At 45.1% G+C, this 19,323-nt stretch carries 18 protein-coding genes and 1 other annotated feature; of the genes, 2 read left to right on the top strand and 16 right to left on the bottom strand.

Features of this window, described 5'->3' with window-relative positions:
* Positions 1–6: 6 nt before the first annotated feature.
* The 4 genes from rnc to MUB50_RS04655 form a co-directional block, all read right to left on the bottom strand.
* Complete coding sequence (rnc, locus tag MUB50_RS04670) at positions 7–687, bottom strand: ribonuclease III (RefSeq protein WP_021652555.1); 681 nt, start codon at positions 685–687, stop codon at positions 7–9.
* Entirely contained in the window at positions 677–925 is a 249-nt protein-coding gene (locus MUB50_RS04665; RefSeq protein WP_118369315.1) for an acyl carrier protein, read from the bottom strand. The genes rnc and MUB50_RS04665 overlap by 11 nt, the downstream gene beginning before the upstream one ends.
* 48 nt (positions 926–973) lie before the next feature.
* Positions 974–2,020, bottom strand: a complete 1,047-nt coding sequence (gene plsX, locus MUB50_RS04660; protein ID WP_118514399.1) for a phosphate acyltransferase PlsX — start codon at positions 2,018–2,020, stop codon at positions 974–976.
* Between the two features lie 230 nt (positions 2,021–2,250).
* A complete protein-coding gene (locus tag MUB50_RS04655) occupies positions 2,251–4,086 on the bottom strand; it encodes an ABC-F family ATP-binding cassette domain-containing protein (protein WP_118369321.1) in 1,836 nt (611 codons plus the stop codon).
* A gap of 456 nt (positions 4,087–4,542) precedes the next feature.
* Between MUB50_RS04655 and MUB50_RS04650 the strand changes: the two genes are divergently transcribed.
* The gene (locus MUB50_RS04650) at positions 4,543–5,271 is read left to right on the top strand and encodes a LytR/AlgR family response regulator transcription factor (RefSeq protein ID WP_118514401.1); all 729 of its coding nucleotides are present in this window, start codon (positions 4,543–4,545) and stop codon (positions 5,269–5,271) included.
* Here the strand turns inward: MUB50_RS04650 and MUB50_RS17020 are convergent.
* From MUB50_RS17020 to pta, 7 genes are all read right to left on the bottom strand, one after another.
* Positions 5,210–7,144 (bottom strand): GHKL domain-containing protein, encoded by a 1,935-nt coding sequence (locus MUB50_RS17020; RefSeq protein WP_147419616.1) that lies wholly within the window; start codon positions 7,142–7,144, stop codon positions 5,210–5,212. The genes MUB50_RS04650 and MUB50_RS17020 overlap by 62 nt on opposite strands.
* Positions 7,119–7,718, bottom strand: coding sequence for a hypothetical protein (locus MUB50_RS04640; protein ID WP_147419229.1), 600 nt, complete (start codon positions 7,716–7,718; stop codon positions 7,119–7,121). The genes MUB50_RS17020 and MUB50_RS04640 overlap by 26 nt, the downstream gene beginning before the upstream one ends.
* 235 nt (positions 7,719–7,953) lie before the next feature.
* Positions 7,954–9,321 (bottom strand): MATE family efflux transporter, encoded by a 1,368-nt coding sequence (locus MUB50_RS04635; protein WP_118624862.1) that lies wholly within the window; start codon positions 9,319–9,321, stop codon positions 7,954–7,956.
* Between the two features lie 96 nt (positions 9,322–9,417).
* On the bottom strand, positions 9,418–9,600 hold the full coding sequence (rpmF, locus tag MUB50_RS04630; protein ID WP_015525241.1) for a 50S ribosomal protein L32: 183 nt from the start codon (positions 9,598–9,600) through the stop codon (positions 9,418–9,420).
* Positions 9,601–9,603: 3 nt separating this feature from the next.
* Positions 9,604–10,131 (bottom strand): YceD family protein, encoded by a 528-nt coding sequence (locus MUB50_RS04625; RefSeq protein WP_021652543.1) that lies wholly within the window; start codon positions 10,129–10,131, stop codon positions 9,604–9,606.
* 251 nt (positions 10,132–10,382) lie between these two features.
* The gene (locus MUB50_RS04620) at positions 10,383–11,573 is read right to left on the bottom strand and encodes an acetate/propionate family kinase (RefSeq protein WP_118369303.1); all 1,191 of its coding nucleotides are present in this window, start codon (positions 11,571–11,573) and stop codon (positions 10,383–10,385) included.
* 27 nt (positions 11,574–11,600) lie between these two features.
* Positions 11,601–12,608: a phosphate acetyltransferase gene (pta, locus tag MUB50_RS04615; protein ID WP_015525244.1), complete on the bottom strand. Its 1,008-nt coding sequence runs from the start codon at positions 12,606–12,608 to the stop codon at positions 11,601–11,603.
* A 428-nt stretch (positions 12,609–13,036) separates the two neighbouring features.
* Between pta and MUB50_RS04610 the strand changes: the two genes are divergently transcribed.
* Positions 13,037–14,311: a tRNA(Met) cytidine acetate ligase gene (locus tag MUB50_RS04610; RefSeq protein WP_118624864.1), complete on the top strand. Its 1,275-nt coding sequence runs from the start codon at positions 13,037–13,039 to the stop codon at positions 14,309–14,311.
* A 58-nt stretch (positions 14,312–14,369) separates the two neighbouring features.
* Here the strand turns inward: MUB50_RS04610 and MUB50_RS04605 are convergent, their stop codons facing one another.
* From MUB50_RS04605 to MUB50_RS04585, 5 genes are all read right to left on the bottom strand, one after another.
* Positions 14,370–15,158: an ABC transporter ATP-binding protein gene (locus tag MUB50_RS04605; protein WP_118624866.1), complete on the bottom strand. Its 789-nt coding sequence runs from the start codon at positions 15,156–15,158 to the stop codon at positions 14,370–14,372.
* Positions 15,159–15,161: 3 nt separating this feature from the next.
* Positions 15,162–16,073 (bottom strand): ABC transporter permease, encoded by a 912-nt coding sequence (locus MUB50_RS04600; RefSeq protein ID WP_118624922.1) that lies wholly within the window; start codon positions 16,071–16,073, stop codon positions 15,162–15,164.
* A 72-nt stretch (positions 16,074–16,145) separates the two neighbouring features.
* Positions 16,146–17,174, bottom strand: a complete 1,029-nt coding sequence (locus MUB50_RS04595) for an ABC transporter substrate-binding protein (protein ID WP_118624868.1) — start codon at positions 17,172–17,174, stop codon at positions 16,146–16,148.
* A 132-nt stretch (positions 17,175–17,306) separates the two neighbouring features.
* Positions 17,307–17,557, bottom strand: a binding site (T-box leader).
* Between the two features lie 58 nt (positions 17,558–17,615).
* Positions 17,616–18,980 carry a PFL family protein gene (locus tag MUB50_RS04590; protein WP_118514415.1) on the bottom strand — a complete coding sequence of 455 codons (1,365 nt, stop codon included), beginning with the start codon at positions 18,978–18,980 and terminating at the stop codon, positions 17,616–17,618.
* Positions 18,981–19,050: 70 nt separating this feature from the next.
* Positions 19,051–19,323 (bottom strand): ACT domain-containing protein, encoded by a 273-nt coding sequence (locus MUB50_RS04585; protein WP_118514417.1) that lies wholly within the window; start codon positions 19,321–19,323, stop codon positions 19,051–19,053.

Raw genomic sequence — 19,323 nt, 5'->3', positions numbered from 1 at the left:
CTGCTGTTATTTTATACTGCGTATTGCCTCTAGGGCTGCAGCCTGTTCTGCTGCCTTTTTTGTATGGCCGGTTCCGGTTCCCATACTTTTTCCGTTGATCAGCGCCTCCACAGTAAAACTCTTACTGTGGTCCGGTCCCTCTTCTTTCAGGAGACGATATTCCACCGGATGATTTCCGCCTTCCTGCACCATTTCCTGAAGCACTGTCTTACTGTCATAAAAAATCCTCTTATCCTCCAGATCGTTCAGGATAAATTTCATAACAAAAGCCTGTGCCGGTTCAAATCCACCGTCCAGATACATAGCCCCGATCAGAGATTCCAGGGCATCAGAAACGATGGAATCTCTTTTACGACCGCCCATCATTTCCTCACCTCTTCCAAGGAGGATAAACTCCGGAAGCCCGAATTCTCTTGCACAGTAGGCAAGACTCTTTTCACATACCATACTGGCACGTTTCTTGGTCAACTCACCTTCCTGATTATTTCGGAATTTTTTGTACAGGAAATCACTGCTGATCAGCTCCAGCACCGCATCTCCAAGGAACTCCAGACGCTCATTGCATCCAAGCTTTCCAAGGTGTTTTTCGTTGGCATAGGAGCTGTGTGTCATTGCCTGCTCCAGTAAAGATTTTGCGGTAAACTGGTATCCGATAGTCTGCTCCAGCTTTTTTAAATTATTTTCCATTTCTTCTTCCCTTCGTTACCCGGCGAAGAGTCTCCACTGCATCGCCGACAGTAACGATCTCCTCGGCTTCCTCCGGGTCGATACGAACATCAAAAGTTTCCTCCAGATCAATAAGAATCTGAAAAAAATCCAGAGAATCCACTCCCAGATCATCCACAAAGGTAGTTTTTTCTGTAATGGCATCCATATTTCTTCCCAGAGTTTTTTCGATGATGGTCTTCAGCATTTCCAGTTCCACGACTGTTCGCCTCCTGTTCTGTCTGTAATATTTCCGGCAATCCCGGTTTTATTTTTTTTCGCTTTTTTCTTTTGCCTGTGCTTTCTGCTCAGCTGCTATAAACTCCTCGATCTTTTCATTGATCTTCTCTTCCTTAAACTGCTCGCACTGAAAGATCGCATGACGGATTTCTACACTACTGGCACTTCCGTGGCTTTTGACCACAAGACCTTTCAGACCAAGAAGCGGTGCTCCGCCATATTCACTGGCATCAAATGATTTTAAGGTTTTCTTAAGAGCAGGTTTTACCATCAGAGCTCCCATTTTACTGCGAATGTTTGTCATCATACCTTTTTTGATCATAGATATCAGAGTAGCTCCAACACCTTCATAAAGCTTGAGGATCACGTTTCCTACAAAAGCCTCACAGACTACTACATCTGCATAACCTGACGGGATATCTCTCGCCTCAATGCTTCCGATAAAATTGATATCCTTACATGCTTTTAACAGAGGGAATGTAGCTTTTACCAGCGCATTGCCCTTTTCTTCCTCAGCACCATTATTAACGATAGCAACTCTCGGTTTCTTAATACCCACTACATTTTCCATATAGATGGAACCCATCTGCGCAAACTGTACCAGATGATCTGGTCTGGCATCTACATTGGCACCACAGTCGATCAGAAGGGAAACGCCCTTTGCGGTAGGAATCAGCGGAGCAAGAGGTGGTCTCCGGATTCCTTTGATCCTGCCTACGATCACCTGTCCTCCTACCAGTACCGCACCGGTGCTTCCGGAGGAAACAAAGGCATCGGCCTCCTGTTTTTTTACAAGGTTTAATCCCACTACAATTGAGGAATCTTTCTTTTTCTGGATAGCCATGACCGGAGGTTCCGCAGTCTCGATCACCTGAGACGCATGCACCACACGGATCCTGTCCTTAGGATAATCCGGATATTTCCGGAGCTCTGCTTCGATCACATCCTGTACTCCTGTAAGGATAACCTGGATGTTCTCTTTTTCTTTCACAGCTTCCACTGCGGCTTTTACCGGTTCCTCGGGAGCATTGTCACCACCCATTGCATCTACAACGACTTTTACTATTTCTGACATATGTTGTCCTTTCTCTGTCCGAAATCTTTTCGGAATGCATATGGTACACTGTAGTGAAAATCCTCAGACACATCCGTATAAGGATTTTCATTGCAGAGTACCAAAATTTAAGCGGATATTCGAAATCCGCATTCGCTACCTGCTCATAAACGAATAACTGCTTCGCAGTTTATCCGGTTAACGTGCCGTTATTTATGATACTAGAGTTTTGCCTGAGAAGTCAATATCTTTTACTCTTTCTGATTTTCAATCTGTTCTGCAAGATCATTTAAATATACCCAGCGATCCATTTTTTCGTCCAGTTTCTGCTGGATTTCCTGCTGCTCGTCGGAAAGCTCCCGGAGTTTTCCCGCATTTGTGGCATTGGCAGCCATCTCTTTATCAATCTGCTCCAGACGTTCTTCCAACGCTGCGATGTCATCGTCAATAGTGTCAAATTCTTTCTGTTCTTTATAGGTAAATTTCAGTTTCTGTTTCCGGTTCTGTTTCCAGGTATCTGCAGCGGATTTCTTTTTCTCAGGCTCAGCTGTTTCTCCCTGTACTGTACCTCCATTCATATCCGCGCGCGTTTCCAGAGACTGTCCCTTTCTTTCCTTCGCTTCCAGATAATCCGTATAACCGCCCTCATACTGGACAAGCCGGCCATCTCCCTCAAATGCCATAATACGGTTCACCACATTATCCAGGAAATAGCGGTCATGAGACACCGTGATCACGATGCCGGAAAAAGAATCCAGATAGTCCTCAAGAATGGTCATGGTGGGAATATCAAGATCATTTCCGGGCTCATCAAGAAGAAGAACATTTGGTGCCTCCATCAGAACCTTCAGAAGATACAGTCTTCGCTTCTCACCTCCGGAAAGCTTCTCCACCGGAGTGTACTGCATGGCCGGATCAAAAAGAAATCTCTCAAGCATCTGGGAAGCTGTGATCCTTCCTTCTTTTGTCGGAACATATTCCGCCACTTCACGGATATAATCGATCACCCGCTGTCTTCCATCCATATCCGGAACGTTTTGGGCAAGATATCCGATACGGATCGTTTCTCCGATCTGAATCTCTCCGGAATCCGGCAAGATCAGTCCATCTGCCATTTTAAGAAGCGTGGACTTACCGCAGCCATTTGGTCCGATGATCCCAAGGCGCTGGTCACGAAGAACAATATGATCAAAATCATTGATCAAAAGACGACCTTCGATGGTTTTACTTACATGATGAAACTCTATGGTTTTCTTTCCCATACGGGTCTCAATGGAATCCATTTCCACATTCTGCTCTTTCAGCGGGGTTTTTCCCGCCTTCAGTGCTTCCAAACGGTCAAGCCTTGCTCTCTGTTTGGTACTTCTGGCGCGGCAGCCTCTTGCTGCCCATTCCAGTTCCATCCGAAGTACGCTGCGGCGCTTCCGGTCACTGGCAAGCTCCATTTCCTCTCTCTGTGCTTTCAGCTCCAGAAATCTGGAATAATCTCCTGCATAGGAATATAATTTTCCGTGGCTGATCTCCAGAATCCGGTTTGCCACACGGTCCAGGAAATAACGGTCATGAGTGACCATGATCACCGTTCCACGGAAATTCCGGAGAAAATCTTCCAGCCATGTGACCATTTCTCCGTCCAGATGGTTGGTAGGCTCATCCAGGATCAGAATGTCAGCCGGATTTAAAAGCATCCTGGCCAGCGCCACTCTTTTCTTTTCACCACCGGAAAGATTGTCCATGTTAATATTCTGATCGGTAATACCAAGTGTATTCAGCATGCGTCTGGCCTCACTTTCGGTACTCCAGTCCTTCTGCCATTTGCCTTCTGCCACATAGTCCAGAATGGTCATATGCTGCGGAAATTCCGGAGTCTGGGGAAGCCAGCTGATCCGGATCCCGTTCTGAGTGATCACCTGCCCTTCGTCCGGTTCTTCCTCTCCGGCGATCACGCGGAGCAAAGTAGTCTTACCGGTTCCGTTTACACCGATGATACCTATTTTTTCTCCCTGATCGATGCCGCAGGAGATATCATCAAATATCACCTTATCTCCAAAAATTTTGTGGATATGTTCTATATTAAGAATATTCATGCGCATTTTCTCCGTTTTCTTCCAAAGTATATAAAAATCATTTCCATGATAGCGAATTTCCGCGTTTCCGTCAAGAATCACTGTTATGACAGGGGAAAGGGCTGTACCTCCCATATGGAAATACAGCCCCTTTGGGGGATTGTTTTTTTATCTGGATCTTGGTCAACAGTTTCTGGTGTCGCCAGCTGCTTCCCTTCTTTTTCGTATATCCACCGCCTTTCGTATTTTCTGCCACTATTGTAAAAAAATTATCAGGAAATAACAACAGACCTGTGACAAAATGACAGTTTCCATGAAATATGACATTTTTGTGTTAAATATCTGCCAAAAACACATTCATTTCTGATAACCTTCTACAAAATACGTCATTCCAGGCAAAAATCCGACATTGGATATACATAAAAGTTATGATATACTGTTTTTACTACTCTTTTATAAATCGGAGGTTATATTATTTTGAATATTGCAATTATTGATGACATCTCAACGGATGCAGAAGACCTGAAGAATATCGCTGTTTTCTATTTTGAGAAAAAACAGATCCAGGCAGAAATCTATCAGTTTTTCAGCGCAGAAGAATTTTTTGAAGATTATCAGCCCGGAAAATTTCAGATTCTGTTCCTGGATATTTATATGAACGGGATGACAGGTATGGAAGCTGCGCGCAGGATCCGAAGACAGTCCGATGACTGCATCCTTGTTTTTGTCACTACCAGCAGTGATTTTGCTGTGGAAAGCTATGATGTAGGAGCCTCCTATTATCTTCTGAAACCCTTTCAGCCCGAAAAACTCTGTTCCATTCTGGATTCCTTTCAATCCAGGCATTTGCTGGCATCCCGGTACATTGAAGTCGTTTCTGACCGGATTCCCATCCGGGTCCCTCTGCGCAGCATTTTATATGCAGACACATTCCGAAATGCAGTGTGCCTTCATACCGATGCCGGTCCGGTCCGTTCTTATCTTACCTTTCACAAATTTGAGGAACAGATCAGGGACTGCCCTAATTTTCTCTCCTGTTACCGTGGCTGTATCGTCAATATGGATCGTATACAGGAAGCTTCTGAAGAAGGCTTCCTTCTGGACAACGGGGAGGTCGTCCAGATCCGGAAACGTGGCTCTTCTGCTATCCGTAAAGCCTATCTTCAGTATCTCTTTGCGTCAGATGAAGAAATATCTCAGCTTTAAAAATGCCATTTTCAGACTGAAAATCCGCAAACCCTCCATAACGTGCCGCAATTTCCATGATCGACGCAGTTCCGATCCCCTGTCCGGAATGCTTACCTGAAAAAAATCCTGTTTTATTTCTGCGTAAGGGATCTGTGCAGCTGTTCTCTTCTTTTATAAGAAGTTTATTATTTCTGGTACGTATCTGTACACGGACAAATCTGGAACTGCCTTTCGGACAAAGCTGTGCCGCTTCTATGGCATTTTCCAGAAGATTTCCAAAGAGACGACAGAAATCTGTATCCTGGATCCCTGTTTTTTCCGGTGCTTCTACCTGACACTGAAAAACGATCCCGTTTTTTCTGCATAATTCTTCATAATAATGTAAAATCGCATCGGCAACCTGATTTTTACAGTAAGACTGATAGGTTAGCCGTTCCTGGAATTCCCGGGTATACCGGCAAAGATATTTCTGCATTTCTTTATACTGCTCCCGTTCCAGCAATGCCGTCAGAACACGAAGGTGCTGACGCATATCATGGCGGACACGACTGGTTTCTTCCATCTGTTCCTTTAACCGGTCATAATGATTTTTCTGGGCAAGGAGACGAAGTTCAGTCTGATGACTGTATACCTCATAAGTCAGACGGATCTTATATGCTTCTGACAGATCTCTCCACAGAACACAGCCAAACGCAGCTGTCAGTACCAGCCCACCTGTCTCCGGGAAACCTCCTCCAAAAATCGGCTCATAAAGATACCCTATCCTATCTGCCACAAGAGAACAGGCATAAACCGTTGTTCCCACCAAAACGATTTTTCCATATCTGCAATCTGTTTCTCCAAAAGTATTGAGCAGCATATAAACTGCCGCCACTCCTTTGACAGCTTCACTGATCCAGGCAGCTTCATAAAGAATCCCGGCCGAGGGAAGTATGTCCGCAAAGCTCTCCAGAAAGAAAGCGATCACGATCCAGAGATTGATCAGAAGAGTCAGATATCTCCCCCGTTTTTTCCCCATAATACAATCCTCAAGCCGGATCATACAGGAAAGGATCAGATAATAGATCATAGTTTCCAGTGCATACCAGGGTCTTGTGGGCAGAAGAAAAAAATTATGTATCAGGGGACAGACAGAATATCCCACTACACAGAGGCAGACCAGATTAAAAATGGCAAATTCTTTTGTCCTGGTTCTGATATATACCATAAGTGTCCCGAACATAATACAGCTACAGAATGCAATGGCACAACCGCTTCCAAGTGCCCGCATTCCTCTCTGTATACTTACCCGAAACGGAGATCCAAAAACCGGAATGTACCGGATTCCGGATCTGGTATGGTTTCTGTCTGCTGCTGCTATGACAATTTCCACAGCCCCGGATCCCTGAAATGTAAAAACACGGTTCATGATCCTGTCCTTATAAGATTTTTCGTCAGGATTCCCCACTTCCCCGGCCAGTTCTCCATTGATATAGATCCGATATGCAGAAAAAACCTCCGTCAGCGAAACAGCCCAGATTTTTTCCTCCTCGGGCAGGATCAGAAACATCCGGTATGTCCCACATCCATACGAAGAGGCCTCTTCATTCCCCAGTTCCATTTCATTACGCTCTCCGATCGAAATATAACAACTGTAATATCCTGGATTCTTTTTCAGCATCTCAGGTGTAAGCAGCTTTCCCGGAAAATATTGCCATTCCCTGGCAAGATAATGTAGCTTTGCCGCCGCATCTTTATTATCCAGACAAAGGATTCCCTGAATGGTCTGCTCGCCTTTCGCTGTATATTCATTGTTCACGAGATACATCATAAAAAAAGCAGTCATAGATAACACTACAGTAAGTCCAAAGATCAGGGTCCATTGCCTACTTTTCTCCTTTATGACTGTCACCTCGCTTTCCGGATCTGCTTCGGATTCCTACGATCAGCACTGTTAGCACTGTTGCTGCCGTCAGGGCTGCCATTTCAAAAGGATTCCCTTTTATATCTTTTTTTCGACTTTTTACACAGAAGATTCCTGTCTCGTCCGTGTCAACGATCAGAATATCCTGATTTTTATCCAGGAATGTCTTAAATTTTCTTCCTTGGGAATCCGTAATTTCCATAGTTTCCATATCTTCCTTGGGAAATATCTCTTTTACAGGTATCATGATCCGGCTTCCCGGAATATCCGTGATCTTCTGAATTCCTTTATAGATCTTTATTTCATATGAATGATCGGAAACCTTTTGTACCAGTGTCTGTATTGTGCCATTCTCTGCTACCTTCCAGCTTTGTGCCACAGAAGCAGGGATACGAAGACTGATCCCATCTTTTTCAAAATTTATATCTCCCATATATTTCAGGATAAGATCCAGACGTTTTCCACTGATCACGGTCCAATTTTCAGTAACAACTTCTGTTACCTTTCTGTCCGGCTGCTGCACTTCAAGTTCAGCCCGTACAGTTCTCGCGTTATAAATCATACCGACACACAGCGCAATAACTTCAAATATCAACCAAAAACCATATCGTATTGTTTTTTGCAGATTATACATATCTGGTCATCCCCATTACATATGTTTCATCTATCTGCATCCAGAATACCTCTTTTTCAGCTTTCAGGCAATCAAATCTATACGTAATAAATCGACATCTTTCGAACAAAACAAAGGTGCTGATCACTGCTATTGCACAGAATCAGCACCTTTTCATATATCGTTATTTCTTTTTCTGCATACCTGGAAATCGCCGGAAATAATAGATGACAAACAATACCGCAGTAATTATCCAGGATACCGGATAACTGAGCATGATACTGTCGATCCCTGGATGCGATCTTACAAAGACAAACAACCAGATGATCCGGAGCAGGCAGACCCCACCACAGGTCAGAATCATCGGAACCAATACTCTTCCGGAACCACGCAGCGCTCCGGAAAGAATTCCGATCACAACATAAATGGCATAGGATGGAATCAGGAAACGAATCATATGCACCCCAATGTCTACAACCACCTGATCTGTTGTAAACAAATGGTAGATCGGATTTGCGAACAGAATAAGTGTTCCGCTTACAATAAACGCCGAAATGTATGCCATCACCATACAGACGCGGACACTTTTTCGCATACGGTTGTATTTTCTGGCACCATAATTCTGTCCTACAAAGGTGGTAATTGAGATGGCAAAAGCATTGCATACCATCCAGAACACCGCATCAATCTTTCCCATAGTTCCCCAGGCTGCCACAGTATCAGTCCCCAGCTCATTGACAAAAATCTGAATGGTGAGATTGGCAATGTTGTACATCACTGATTCCAGTCCTGCCGGAAGTCCGATCCTGAGAACTGCCCACAGAGAACGAAGATCAAAACGAATCTCATAAAATTCCAGACGATAAATATCCTCTGCACGCATCAGGAACCAGGTTACAAGGATGGCACTGACTGCCTGGCAACTGACTGTTGCAAGTGCAACACCGAGGACTCCCATATGAAAGATCACTACAAATACAACATCCAGCAGAATATTCAACAAACAGGTAATGATCAGCACATAGAGCGGTCTTTTAGAATCACCTACTGCTCTTAAGATACTGGATACCATGTTGTAGACCAGATTGAAAAATGTCCCCGCAAAATAGATATGAAGATACAATACAGAATCGGGAATTACTTCTGCCGGTGTTTTCATCAGGCGAAGGATCGGCTCAGCCAGGATAAAACCTGCTGTTCCAACAATAATACTGGCGGCCAGGCAGAAGATCATGGATGTGTGAAGTGTTTTTTTGAGATTTTTGTGGTCTTTCGCCCCATAATAATGAGAAATCACTACAGACGCACCGGAACATAAACCTACAAAAAAACCTACGATCAGATTCACGATCATACTGGATGAGCCTCCTACTGCTGCCAATGCTTCTTTTCCCACAAAGCGTCCTACTACAACCGTATCCGCAGTATTGTAGATCTGCTGGAACAGAGTTCCAAACAGGATCGGAAAAAAGAATATCAGAAGCTGCTTCCAGACCACTCCCTCTGTGATCTGGTTCACGGCGGTATTTTTCTGATTCTTGTTCTGTTTCATATTTTTTTATTTTCCCCCAGAGTATAAAAAAAGCCGGTATACTTATCTCAGCATACCAGACTCTTTTCGCATCATATATTGACTGTCTAATTAAAATTAGTCCTCAACTTTGATGATTTCCTTCTTATTGTAGCTTCCGCAAGCTTTGCAAACTCTGTGTGGCATCATAAGTGCTCCACATTTGCTACATTTAACAAGGTTCATAGCGCTCATTTTCCAGTTCGCTCTTCTCTTGTCACGTCTAGCTTTGGAAGATTTGTTCTTAGGACAAATGGACATAGGTTACACCTCCTTAAATTTACTGAATATATCACTGATAGCTGCCATGCGGGGATCCTTAGGCTCCTCCTTGCATCCGCAGGGACCTTCATTCAGGTTCTTCCCGCAGCGGCTGCAGATACCTTTACAGTCTTCTTTACATAAGACCTTTAAAGGCCAGCATATCAATACCTCAAGATAGACCAACCGGTCCACATCCAGGTTCATACCTGTGAGATAGCTGCTTTCATCCAGATCATTGACACGTTCTTCATCAGAAAGCTTCATATCAAGCTTCTTTTTAAATTCCAGCGGTATCTCAACGGCTACTGTCTCAAGACAACGGTCACAGGGAATACCCACTGTAATCTTACCGGTTCCTGTAAGTTCAAGAACCTTATCACCGGTATTGGTGATCGTAAGCTCTACCGGTTCCTTCGCAAGTACCGGAAAACTTCCCATCTGAAAATCAATCTTCTCCAGTTCAGGAATAACTGATTCCTGGATCGTCTTGCCATCACAGGAAGAAATGTCTAATAAATGAATCTGCATAAGTCTCTCCTATCCACACTCAATCCATTATACATATGGTCTTGTGATTTGTCAACGTTATTTTCGGGAAAATATTACATTTTTTTAATTTTTTGTTACTGTTGGCTTAATCAGAAATTCAGGGTAAATTACGGGGGTGGACCTTTAATTGTCCGCCCCCCGAATGTATACTGCTAATCCACAGTAATATATAATTCTGCCTGATTACCGATCATGCCCGAACGGTTCTGTACCGATACAGAAACAGCTGCTTATACCAGTGCTACAGTCTCACGGCAGATTGCAAGCTCCTCGTTTGTCGGGATAACTGCAACCTTAACCTTGGAATCCGGTGTGGAGATCACGATCTCCTCGCCACGATGTCCGTTAGCATCTTTGTCAAGTGTTACGCCAAGGTATCCGAGATAGCTGACAACCTTCTCACGTACCGGGATCGCATTCTCGCCGATACCTGCTGTGAAGACGATCGCGTCAACACCATTCATTGCTGCAACATATCCGCCTACGAATTTAGCGATGCCATAGCAGAGAACGTCGATCGCGTTAGCTGCATCCTCGTTTCCGCCTTCAGCTGCCTCGTTGAGGTCACGGAAATCACTGGAAAGTCCGCCGGAAAGTCCGAGAAGACCGGATTTCTTGTTAAGTACGTTCATAACGCCCTCGATGTCCAGATTCTCTTTCTTAGCAATGAACTCCATGATAGCCGGATCGATGTTACCGGAACGAGTTCCCATAACAACACCTTCAAGTGGTGTAAGACCCATTGTTGTATCTACGCATTTGCCATTTACAACTGCGCTGATAGAAGATCCGTTTCCAAGGTGGCAGACGATAACTTTTGAGTTGTCTTTGTCAAGGCCAAGGAAATCAACAGCTCTCTTGGATACGAAGCTGTGAGATGTTCCGTGGAAACCGTATCTTCTTACTTTATATTTCTTGTAGAAGTCAAGCGGAAGTCCATAGAGATATGCTTTAGCAGGCATTGTCTGATGGAAAGCAGTATCAAATACGCCTACCTGCGGTACGCCCGGCATAAGCTCTGCACATACACGGATACCAATGAGGTTCGCCGGGTTGTGAAGCGGTGCAAGGTCGTTGCACTCTTCTACTGCTTTGATCATCTCGTCTGTGATCACTGCGGAAGAAGCGAATTTCTCGCCTCCATGTACGACACGATGTCCGATTGCATTAACCTCTTTAAGGCTTCCGATCGCACCTGTCTTATCGTTTGTAAGAGCATCCAGTACCATCTGGATCGCTTCTTTATGTGTTGGCATAGCTGCCTCTGTGATCTCTTTGTCACATCCGGCTTTCTGGTATACCAGTCTTCCGTCGATACCGATTCTCTCGCAGAGACCCTTTGCAAGTACATTCTCTGTCTCAGAATCGATTAACTGATATTTTAATGAAGAACTTCCACAGTTGATAACTAATACGTTCATGATTTAACTCTCCTGATCTTTTAATAATTATTTATCCTCTGCCTGGCACTGTACTGCTGTGATTGCTACAACGCCTACAATATCGTCTGCAGAGCATCCGCGGGACAGGTCGTTTACAGGTTTTGCGATACCCTGTGTAACAGGTCCGTATGCTTCTGCTTTACCAAGACGCTGAGCAAGCTTGTATCCGATGTTACCTGCATCAAGGTCAGGGAATACCAGTACATTAGCTTTACCTGCTACTTCGCTTCCCGGTGCTTTGGATGCGCCTACGCTTGGAACGATAGCTGCATCAAGCTGGAACTCTCCGTCAAGTTTAAGCTCCGGATGCTCCTCTTTGGCAATTCTTGTAGCCTCTACGACTTTATCTACGTCAGGATGCTTTGCACTTCCCTTGGTGGAGTGAGAAAGCATAGCTACGATCGGCTCCTCCTGAACAAGAAGCTTGAAGGACTCAGCAGAAGATGCTGCGATCGCAGAAAGCTCGTCCGGAGTCGGGTTCTGGTTCAGACCGGAATCAGCAAATACGAATGCACCGTTTGCACCATACTCGCAATCCGGAACTACGATCAGGAAGAATGCGGATACAAGCTTGGTTCCCGGTTTTGTCTTCAGGATCTGAAGGCATGGACGAAGTGTATCTGCTGTAGAATGGCATGCACCGGATACCATACCGTCTGCATCCCCCATCTTAACCATCATTACGCCATAGTATGGGTACTGAGTATGAAGGATCTCTTTCGCTTTCTCAGGTGTCATTCCTTTCTTTGCTCTCAGCTCTACAAATTTATCAATATATGCCTGAGTTCTGTCAGATTTCTCCGGATCTACGATCTGTGCACCGGAAATATCAAAGCCGCCCTCTGCAGCTTTCTTGTTGATCTCTTCCTCATTACCGATGAGGATGATCTTTGCAACTCCCTCTTTCAGAATCTTGTCAGTTGCCTCAAGAGTTCTCATATCCTCTGTCTCTGGCAGTACAATTGTTTTTACGCTTTCTTTTGCTCTTTTTTTAAGCAGTTCAACAAATCCCATGATTAAATGGCTCCTTTCTTGATGTAACAAAAACGCTAGTGTCTGTTCGGGCACTACACTATGTTCATTATACCCCCTTACCCTTTTCTTTTCAAGCGTTTCATTGTCAGAAAATGGCTATACTGCGTATTTTTTGAAGTGCAATTATTACTGTTCACCGACAATGTTCTGCGAGGTGTTTTTTGTGGGTAAATGTCACAGATGGTCAGAGGATTTCGGCTCATGATCATGCATTTGCGTGATTTCTGTATCTTACAAAGGGCGTTGCCGGATACAGAGCGTACAGCAGCATTCGGTTTTATGACAGCAAAACAGATTTCGAATGCCGCTTAACTTTTTACATTGCTTATGTTAAAATAGCACCATTATCATAATATAAAAACTTATTTCAAGATTTGAATTTTTAGAAACGGCAGGTACTTTTTTATATGAAAGTTGTTGGAATCATTGCAGAATATAACCCCTTTCACAAAGGCCACGAATACCAGATCCGCTATGCCCGGGAGGTCCTTGGTGCTGATTATGTTGTGATCGCCATGAGCGGGGATTTTGTACAGAGAGGGGCTCCTGCCCTTATGGAAAAACATCTCCGGGCTGAGATGGCTCTTCTTGGAGGCGCTGATCTGGTCCTGGAAATGCCGGTACAGACAGCAACAGCCAGTGCAGAGGGTTTTTCCAGAGGAGGGATAAGTCTTCTTGACGGGCTTAGTGTTGTAGATGAGCTATGTTTCGGAAGTGAATGCGGAGATACAGAGACTCTTATGAATATTGCACGGATTTTTGTAAAGGAACCGTTTGAATACCGCGAATTCCTTCAGCAGAATCTTCGTACCGGAATGAGTTTTCCTGCTGCAAGAAGCAGTGCTTTGATCCGTTACATTCGTGGAAAATCCACTTCCGCACATAACACATTCGGTGCTTCATCAAAACATGTTGACCTCATTCTTTCTTCTCCTAACAACATCCTGGGAATCGAATACTGCAAAGCACTTCTCCGTCTTAACAGCCGGATCCTTCCTCATGCACTTTTAAGAAAGGGAAGTGGTTATCATGATACAGATTTTTCTCTTCTTTCCGACGAAGAGTTTCCCTCTGCTTCCGGCATCCGGAGCCTTATGAAAAAATCCGAAGAGGCTGTGCAGTCTGCTGATCTTTCCCGATTGATCCCTTCTGCTTCCCTTCCCTGCTTCCTGGATTCTCTCAAAAAAGGAGCATGGCTTTCTGACTCAGCACTGGATCTTCCTCTGCATTACAAACTGCTTCTGGAATCCGAAAAAACTTTGAAAATGTATCCGGAGCTTTCGGAGGCACTGATCCGGCGTATCCTGAAATCCCGAAATCAATATGAAGGTTTTTCCCAGTTTGCGGATCTTTTGAAAACACGGGATATTACCCGTTCTGCTATCTGCCGCAGCCTTGTCCGGATCTTTCTTGACCAAAAAACAAACGCACCCGGACATATTCCCTATGCCCGGGTACTTGGCTTTCGAAAAAACAGCGCTCCGCTTCTCAGCCAGATCAAGAAAAGCTCCTCAATCCCGCTGATCACCAAAGCCGCAGATGCATCTGCGATCCTCGATAAAACTGCGCTCCGGCTTTTTAATGAAACCTGTGCGGCTTCCAATCTTTACGAAATGCTTCTCTGTCACAAAACAGGTCAGCCTTTCATCCACGAGATGAAAAAGCCGCTGCGGATCATTTAAGATCCACAGCGGCTTCCGCTACAGCTTTCTTAATATATTCCGGTGTTTTGAAATTTATTTATTCAGACAAAAGAATACGATCATTGTCCAAAGCCTTTCCGGCTCCTGTCTTAAATTTCTCAAGGAGACCATCCACGGTCATGTTCTTCTTCTCCTCACCACCGATATCCAGCACGATATTGCCGGAGTCCATCATCAGGATACGGTTCCCAAGATCAATTGCTGACTGCATATTGTGTGTGATCATCAGACATGTCAGCTGATTTTCTTCCACGATCCGTCTGGTGAGATCAAGGACTTTCTCAGCAGTTCCCGGATCAAGGGCTGCAGTATGCTCATCCAGAAGAAGTAATTTCGGCGGATTCATGGTTGCCATCAAAAGCGTCAGCGCCTGTCTCTGTCCGCCGGAAAGAAGACCTACCGGATGGCTCATCCTCTCTTCCAGTCCAATGTCCAGCTTCTTTAATTCTTCACGAAAACGCTCTTTTTCCTGCCGGGTCGTGCGGGAAAGCCAACCACCCTTGCCGGCTGCAAGTGCAAGATTCTCTTCAATCGTCATTCCCGGCGCAGTACCACGCATCGGGTCCTGATAAAGGCGTCCGATCTCTTTTGCACGTGCATGCTGCGGCATAAATGTAATATCCCTGCCATCCAGCTCGATCGAACCGGCATCTGTAAGAAAATCACCGCAGATCGCATTAAAAAGTGTTGATTTTCCTGCACCATTGGAACCGATGATCGTAGCAAAGTCGCCTTTTTTCAGTTCCAGGGAAAGATCTGTGATCGCCTTTTTTTCGTTTACGGTTCCCGGATTAAATGTTTTTGAAATATGGCTGATTTTTAACATAGATCATCTTCCCCCTTTTGCATGAGTCATTCTTCTTCGGATCTGCGGCCACTGTTTCTTAAGATACGGACCGGAAATTGCAAGAACAACGATCACAGAAGATACCAGCTTCAGCATAAATGCCGGCATATTGAACCGAAGTGCGATGGTATACACAAGGCGGAAGATAAAGGAACCAAGCACCATTCCCACCGCTCTCACAAAAATTCCTCCATGTCCGAGAAGGGTACCTCCGATCAGCAAGGATGCCAGTGCGATGGTGACCATACCCTGACCGATGTTGATATCTACGGATTTCTGTGACTGAGACAGAAGGCATCCGGAAAGTGCGGTAAATGCATTTGCCACGCAAAGGCCGATCACCGTTGTAAAGACCGGATTGATGGAGGAAGATTTTACCATATCAGAATTATTTCCGGTTGCCCGGATCGCAAGGCCAAGTCTTGTTTTCAGAAAGAATACCAGAAATACGATCACGAGGATCACTGCGATGGCTGCAATGAGGATATCCTCCCTGCCTTTTAACGGTGTACCTGCAAGCGCATCCTTCATCATGGTAAATACTGTGGTCGTCCGATTCATATTGATCAGGGATGAGCCTCCCATAACTGCGATATTTACGGAATATAACGCCGTATTTACAATGATACCTGCAAGCAGGCTGTCTACTCCCAGCTTCGTCTGCAGGATAGCCGTTACAAATCCTGATGTAACACCTGCTGCCATGGCTGCCGCAATGGACAGAAACGGATGTCCGCTTACAGCAACTACGGCTCCTACAGCGGCCCCGAAGGTAAAGCAGCCGTCTGTAGAAAGGTCGCAGACATTCAGCATGGAATAACTAAGGAACAAAGCAAGAACTGTCAGAGAACAGATCAGTCCAAGCTTCAGGGCAGTCTCCCCGAGGGAGAGCATAGTTGCAATCGTCACAGTGATTCCCTCCAATTGGATTTATTTCATAACTGCTCACAAAGGTAAGCGGTTAATTTATTTTGATTCTACTTCATCAAAGCTTTCTGCAGTTGTGATCTCATTTACCTGTGTGCAGAGAGGCTCAAATGCCTTCTTTACGGTATCGAAATCAAGTCCGAGTGCCTTGCAGGTTTCTGTATTAACTGTTGCAGTACCATTGTCAAAGGTTTCAACAGCTGTCTTAGACGGATCCGCATTATCTACCAGGATGTCAGCGATCATATCGGCTGTTTTCTGTCCCAGATTTGCATAATCAACACCATATCCTACAAAGGCACCATTTAATGCAAAGGAGTCGGCACCTGTGTAGTGCGGGATTCCTGCGTCGATGAATTTTTCATAAATAGAAAGCTCTGCTGTCATGATAGTGTTGTCCGTAGGTGTAAATACGGCATCCACACCGTCAGCGATCAGTGCATCTGCTGCGAGCTGGACTTCATCGGTAGTGGTTCCGGTACGCTCTACATATTCGATTCCCTCTTTATCCAGATAATCTTTTGCTTCCTGAATTGCTGTTGTGGAGGAATCCTGTCCTACATCATAGAGGAGACCGATCTTCTTTACATCCGGATTCTGTGCCTGGATCAGTTTCATAATAGAAGAAGTATCCAGGTAATCACTGGTTCCTGTAATGTTTGCGCCAGGAGCATCCAGAGAATCTACAAGACCGGAGCCAACCGGATCAGATACTGCTGAGAAAACAACCGGTGTATCACTTCCTTCTGTAGCAGACTGCATACGCATTGCTACCGGTGTAGCCACACCTACCATCAGGTCAACCTTATCCGCCTGAAAATCTGAAATGATCTGTTCCATAACACTGGCATCTGCATTACAGTTGTCATAAGACACATCAAATGTAACACCCTTTTCTTTGCCAAGCTCTTCCAGACGGGACTGGATATTGTCTACGATCTGGTTCAGGGAAGCATCATCTACATAATTGCAGATGCCTACTTTAAAATCCTCCGCCATAACCGGACTTGTCATCATCATAGTTGTTGCTGCTACTGCTGCTGCGATCACTAACATTCTTTTTTTCATAATTTTGTTCTCCCTTCTTATTCCGCTTATGATTACTTATTTGTACACCCTGCGGTCTGCTTTTCCGGAACAACTTTCATGCAACAGAATCGCTTTTCCTGTAACACAAAAACCGTCCCAAGCTTATATCATGCTTGAGACGGTAATAAAAGTTCTTTATTATCGCGGTACCACTCAAATTGACGAATCGTCCACTTTCCGGCGTACTAACATACACTCCTCATTGGTAACGGGTTCGGTTCCCGTCGGCGCCTACTGTACAGATAAATAGTTCGGGCCGCCCTCGAAAGTCCATTCAACATCCGGTCCCCTGCGGATTTCCACCATCACCGCTCTCTGTGAAGCTTCCTGAAATGTTTACTTCTCTTTCTCACTGGTTTGTTTTTTAAGTTGTGTTTACTTTAGCACATCAACGTAAGTCTGTCAAGTCCCAAAATAAAATTAATTCTTAAAGCTGTGGATCGGTGCCGGGATCCTTCCGCCTCTCTGTACAAATGCATCACAGGAGAAGGAATTTACAGGCATGATCGGAGCATATCCAAGAAGACCTCCGAACTCAACCGTTTCGCCCACACCCTTACCGATAACCGGGATGAGACGTACTGCAGTTGTCTTCTGATTTACCATACCGATGGCAGACTCATCTGCGATGATACCTGCCAGTGTGGTCGCCTTGGTATCTCCCGGAACTGCGATCATGTCCAGACCAACAGAGCATACACAGGTCATGGCTTCCAGCTTCTCCAGAGTAAGAGCTCCCTCGTTTACCGCATCGATCATTCCCTGATCCTCGCTGACAGGAATAAAGGCACCACTTAATCCGCCCACAGCTGCTGCTGCCATAACGCCGCCTTTCTTCACCTGGTCGTTGAGAAGTGCAAGCGCTGCAGTTGTTCCCGGTGCGCCGGCTCTCTCAAGGCCGATCTCTTCCAGGATCTCAGCTACGGAATCACCGATAGCCGGTGTCGGTGCAAGAGAAAGATCCACGATACCAAACGGCACGTCAAGACGCTTGGACGCCTCACGTGCAACCAGCTGTCCAACTCGTGTAACCTTAAACGCAGTACGTTTGATCATCTCGCAGAGGGTTCCGAAGTCCTCTCCACGAACCTGCTCCAGGGCTTTCTTCACAACTCCGGGGCCACTGACACCTACGTTGATGATGCAGTCCGCCTCTGTGACACCGTGGAACGCGCCTGCCATGAACGGATTGTCATCCGGTGCGTTGCAGAACACCACAAGTTTGGCACATCCAAGAGAATCCTGGTCCTTAGTAGCCTCTGCTGTTGCAAGGACGATCTCGCCCATCAGCTTTACGGCATCCATGTTGATACCGGTCTTGGTGGAACCAACGTTTACAGAACTGCAGACACGCTCTGTTTCTGCCATTGCCTGAGGAATGGAGCGGATGAGAAGCTCTTCTGCCGGAGTCATTCCCTTGCTTACCAGTGCAGAATATCCGCCGATAAAGTTAACGCCAACTTCCTTGGCACATTTATCCAGTGTTCTTGCGATGGTCACAAAATCCTCCGGTTTCTTACATGCAGCCCCGCCAACCAGAGCAATGGGTGTTACGGAAATTCGTTTATTTACAACCGGGATACCGTACTCGGTTGCGATCTCATCACCGGTAGCCACCAGATTTCTGGCCTTTGTGGTGATCTTTTCGTATATTTTCTGATTCAGTGCATCCAGGTCAGGATCGATACAGTCCAGAAGGCTGATACCCATGGTGATGGTACGCACATCCAGATTCTCCTGCTCGATCATTTTATTTGTCTCGTTTACCTCAAAAATATTGATCATTTTATTTTCTCCCTGATGATTGATGTAAAGTAGATATCATATGCATTCGCAATCCGCATTCGGTGCCTGATCATACTCGATGCATCATGTTAAAAATATCTTCATGCTGGCAGTGGATCACAACACCGATTTCCTTGCCCAGATTCTCAAGTTCTCTTGCAAGTTCACCGCCATCCTTTTCACATTTTGCTGTGTCTGCGATCATCATCATGTTGAAGTAACCCTGAACGATGGTCTGAGAAATATCCAGAATATTAACCTGATTCTCTGCAAGATATGTACAAACCTTTGCAATAATTCCTACTGTGTCGTTTCCTACTACTGTGATAATTGTCTTCTTCAT

Origin of the sequence: Blautia sp. NSJ-140 (genome assembly GCF_022868965.1) — a bacterium.
GTDB lineage: Bacteria > Bacillota > Clostridia > Lachnospirales > Lachnospiraceae > Blautia_A.
Note: the sequence above shows the minus strand (reverse complement) of the source record. Positions and strands in the feature narration are given on the sequence as shown.

What these genes read in the sequence shown, in the direction of transcription:
- rnc (WP_021652555.1), bottom strand. Translation starts at nt 687, where the DNA reads ATGGAAAATAATTTAAAAAAGCTGGAGCAGACTATCGGATACCAGTTT.
- plsX (WP_118514399.1), bottom strand. Translation starts at nt 2,020, where the DNA reads ATGTCAGAAATAGTAAAAGTCGTTGTAGATGCAATGGGTGGTGACAAT.
- MUB50_RS04655 (WP_118369321.1), bottom strand. Translation starts at nt 4,086, where the DNA reads ATGAATATTCTTAATATAGAACATATCCACAAAATTTTTGGAGATAAG.
- MUB50_RS04640 (WP_147419229.1), bottom strand. Translation starts at nt 7,718, where the DNA reads ATGATTTATAACGCGAGAACTGTACGGGCTGAACTTGAAGTGCAGCAG.
- MUB50_RS04635 (WP_118624862.1), bottom strand. Translation starts at nt 9,321, where the DNA reads ATGAAACAGAACAAGAATCAGAAAAATACCGCCGTGAACCAGATCACA.
- rpmF (WP_015525241.1), bottom strand. Translation starts at nt 9,600, where the DNA reads ATGTCCATTTGTCCTAAGAACAAATCTTCCAAAGCTAGACGTGACAAG.
- MUB50_RS04625 (WP_021652543.1), bottom strand. Translation starts at nt 10,131, where the DNA reads ATGCAGATTCATTTATTAGACATTTCTTCCTGTGATGGCAAGACGATC.
- MUB50_RS04620 (WP_118369303.1), bottom strand. Translation starts at nt 11,573, where the DNA reads ATGAACGTATTAGTTATCAACTGTGGAAGTTCTTCATTAAAATATCAG.
- pta (WP_015525244.1), bottom strand. Translation starts at nt 12,608, where the DNA reads ATGGGATTTGTTGAACTGCTTAAAAAAAGAGCAAAAGAAAGCGTAAAA.
- MUB50_RS04610 (WP_118624864.1), top strand. Translation starts at nt 13,037, where the DNA reads ATGAAAGTTGTTGGAATCATTGCAGAATATAACCCCTTTCACAAAGGC.
- MUB50_RS04605 (WP_118624866.1), bottom strand. Translation starts at nt 15,158, where the DNA reads ATGTTAAAAATCAGCCATATTTCAAAAACATTTAATCCGGGAACCGTA.
- MUB50_RS04600 (WP_118624922.1), bottom strand. Translation starts at nt 16,073, where the DNA reads ATGCTCTCCCTCGGGGAGACTGCCCTGAAGCTTGGACTGATCTGTTCT.
- MUB50_RS04595 (WP_118624868.1), bottom strand. Translation starts at nt 17,174, where the DNA reads ATGAAAAAAAGAATGTTAGTGATCGCAGCAGCAGTAGCAGCAACAACT.
- MUB50_RS04590 (WP_118514415.1), bottom strand. Translation starts at nt 18,980, where the DNA reads ATGATCAATATTTTTGAGGTAAACGAGACAAATAAAATGATCGAGCAG.
- MUB50_RS04585 (WP_118514417.1), bottom strand. Translation starts at nt 19,323, where the DNA reads ATGAAGAAGACAATTATCACAGTAGTAGGAAACGACACAGTAGGAATT.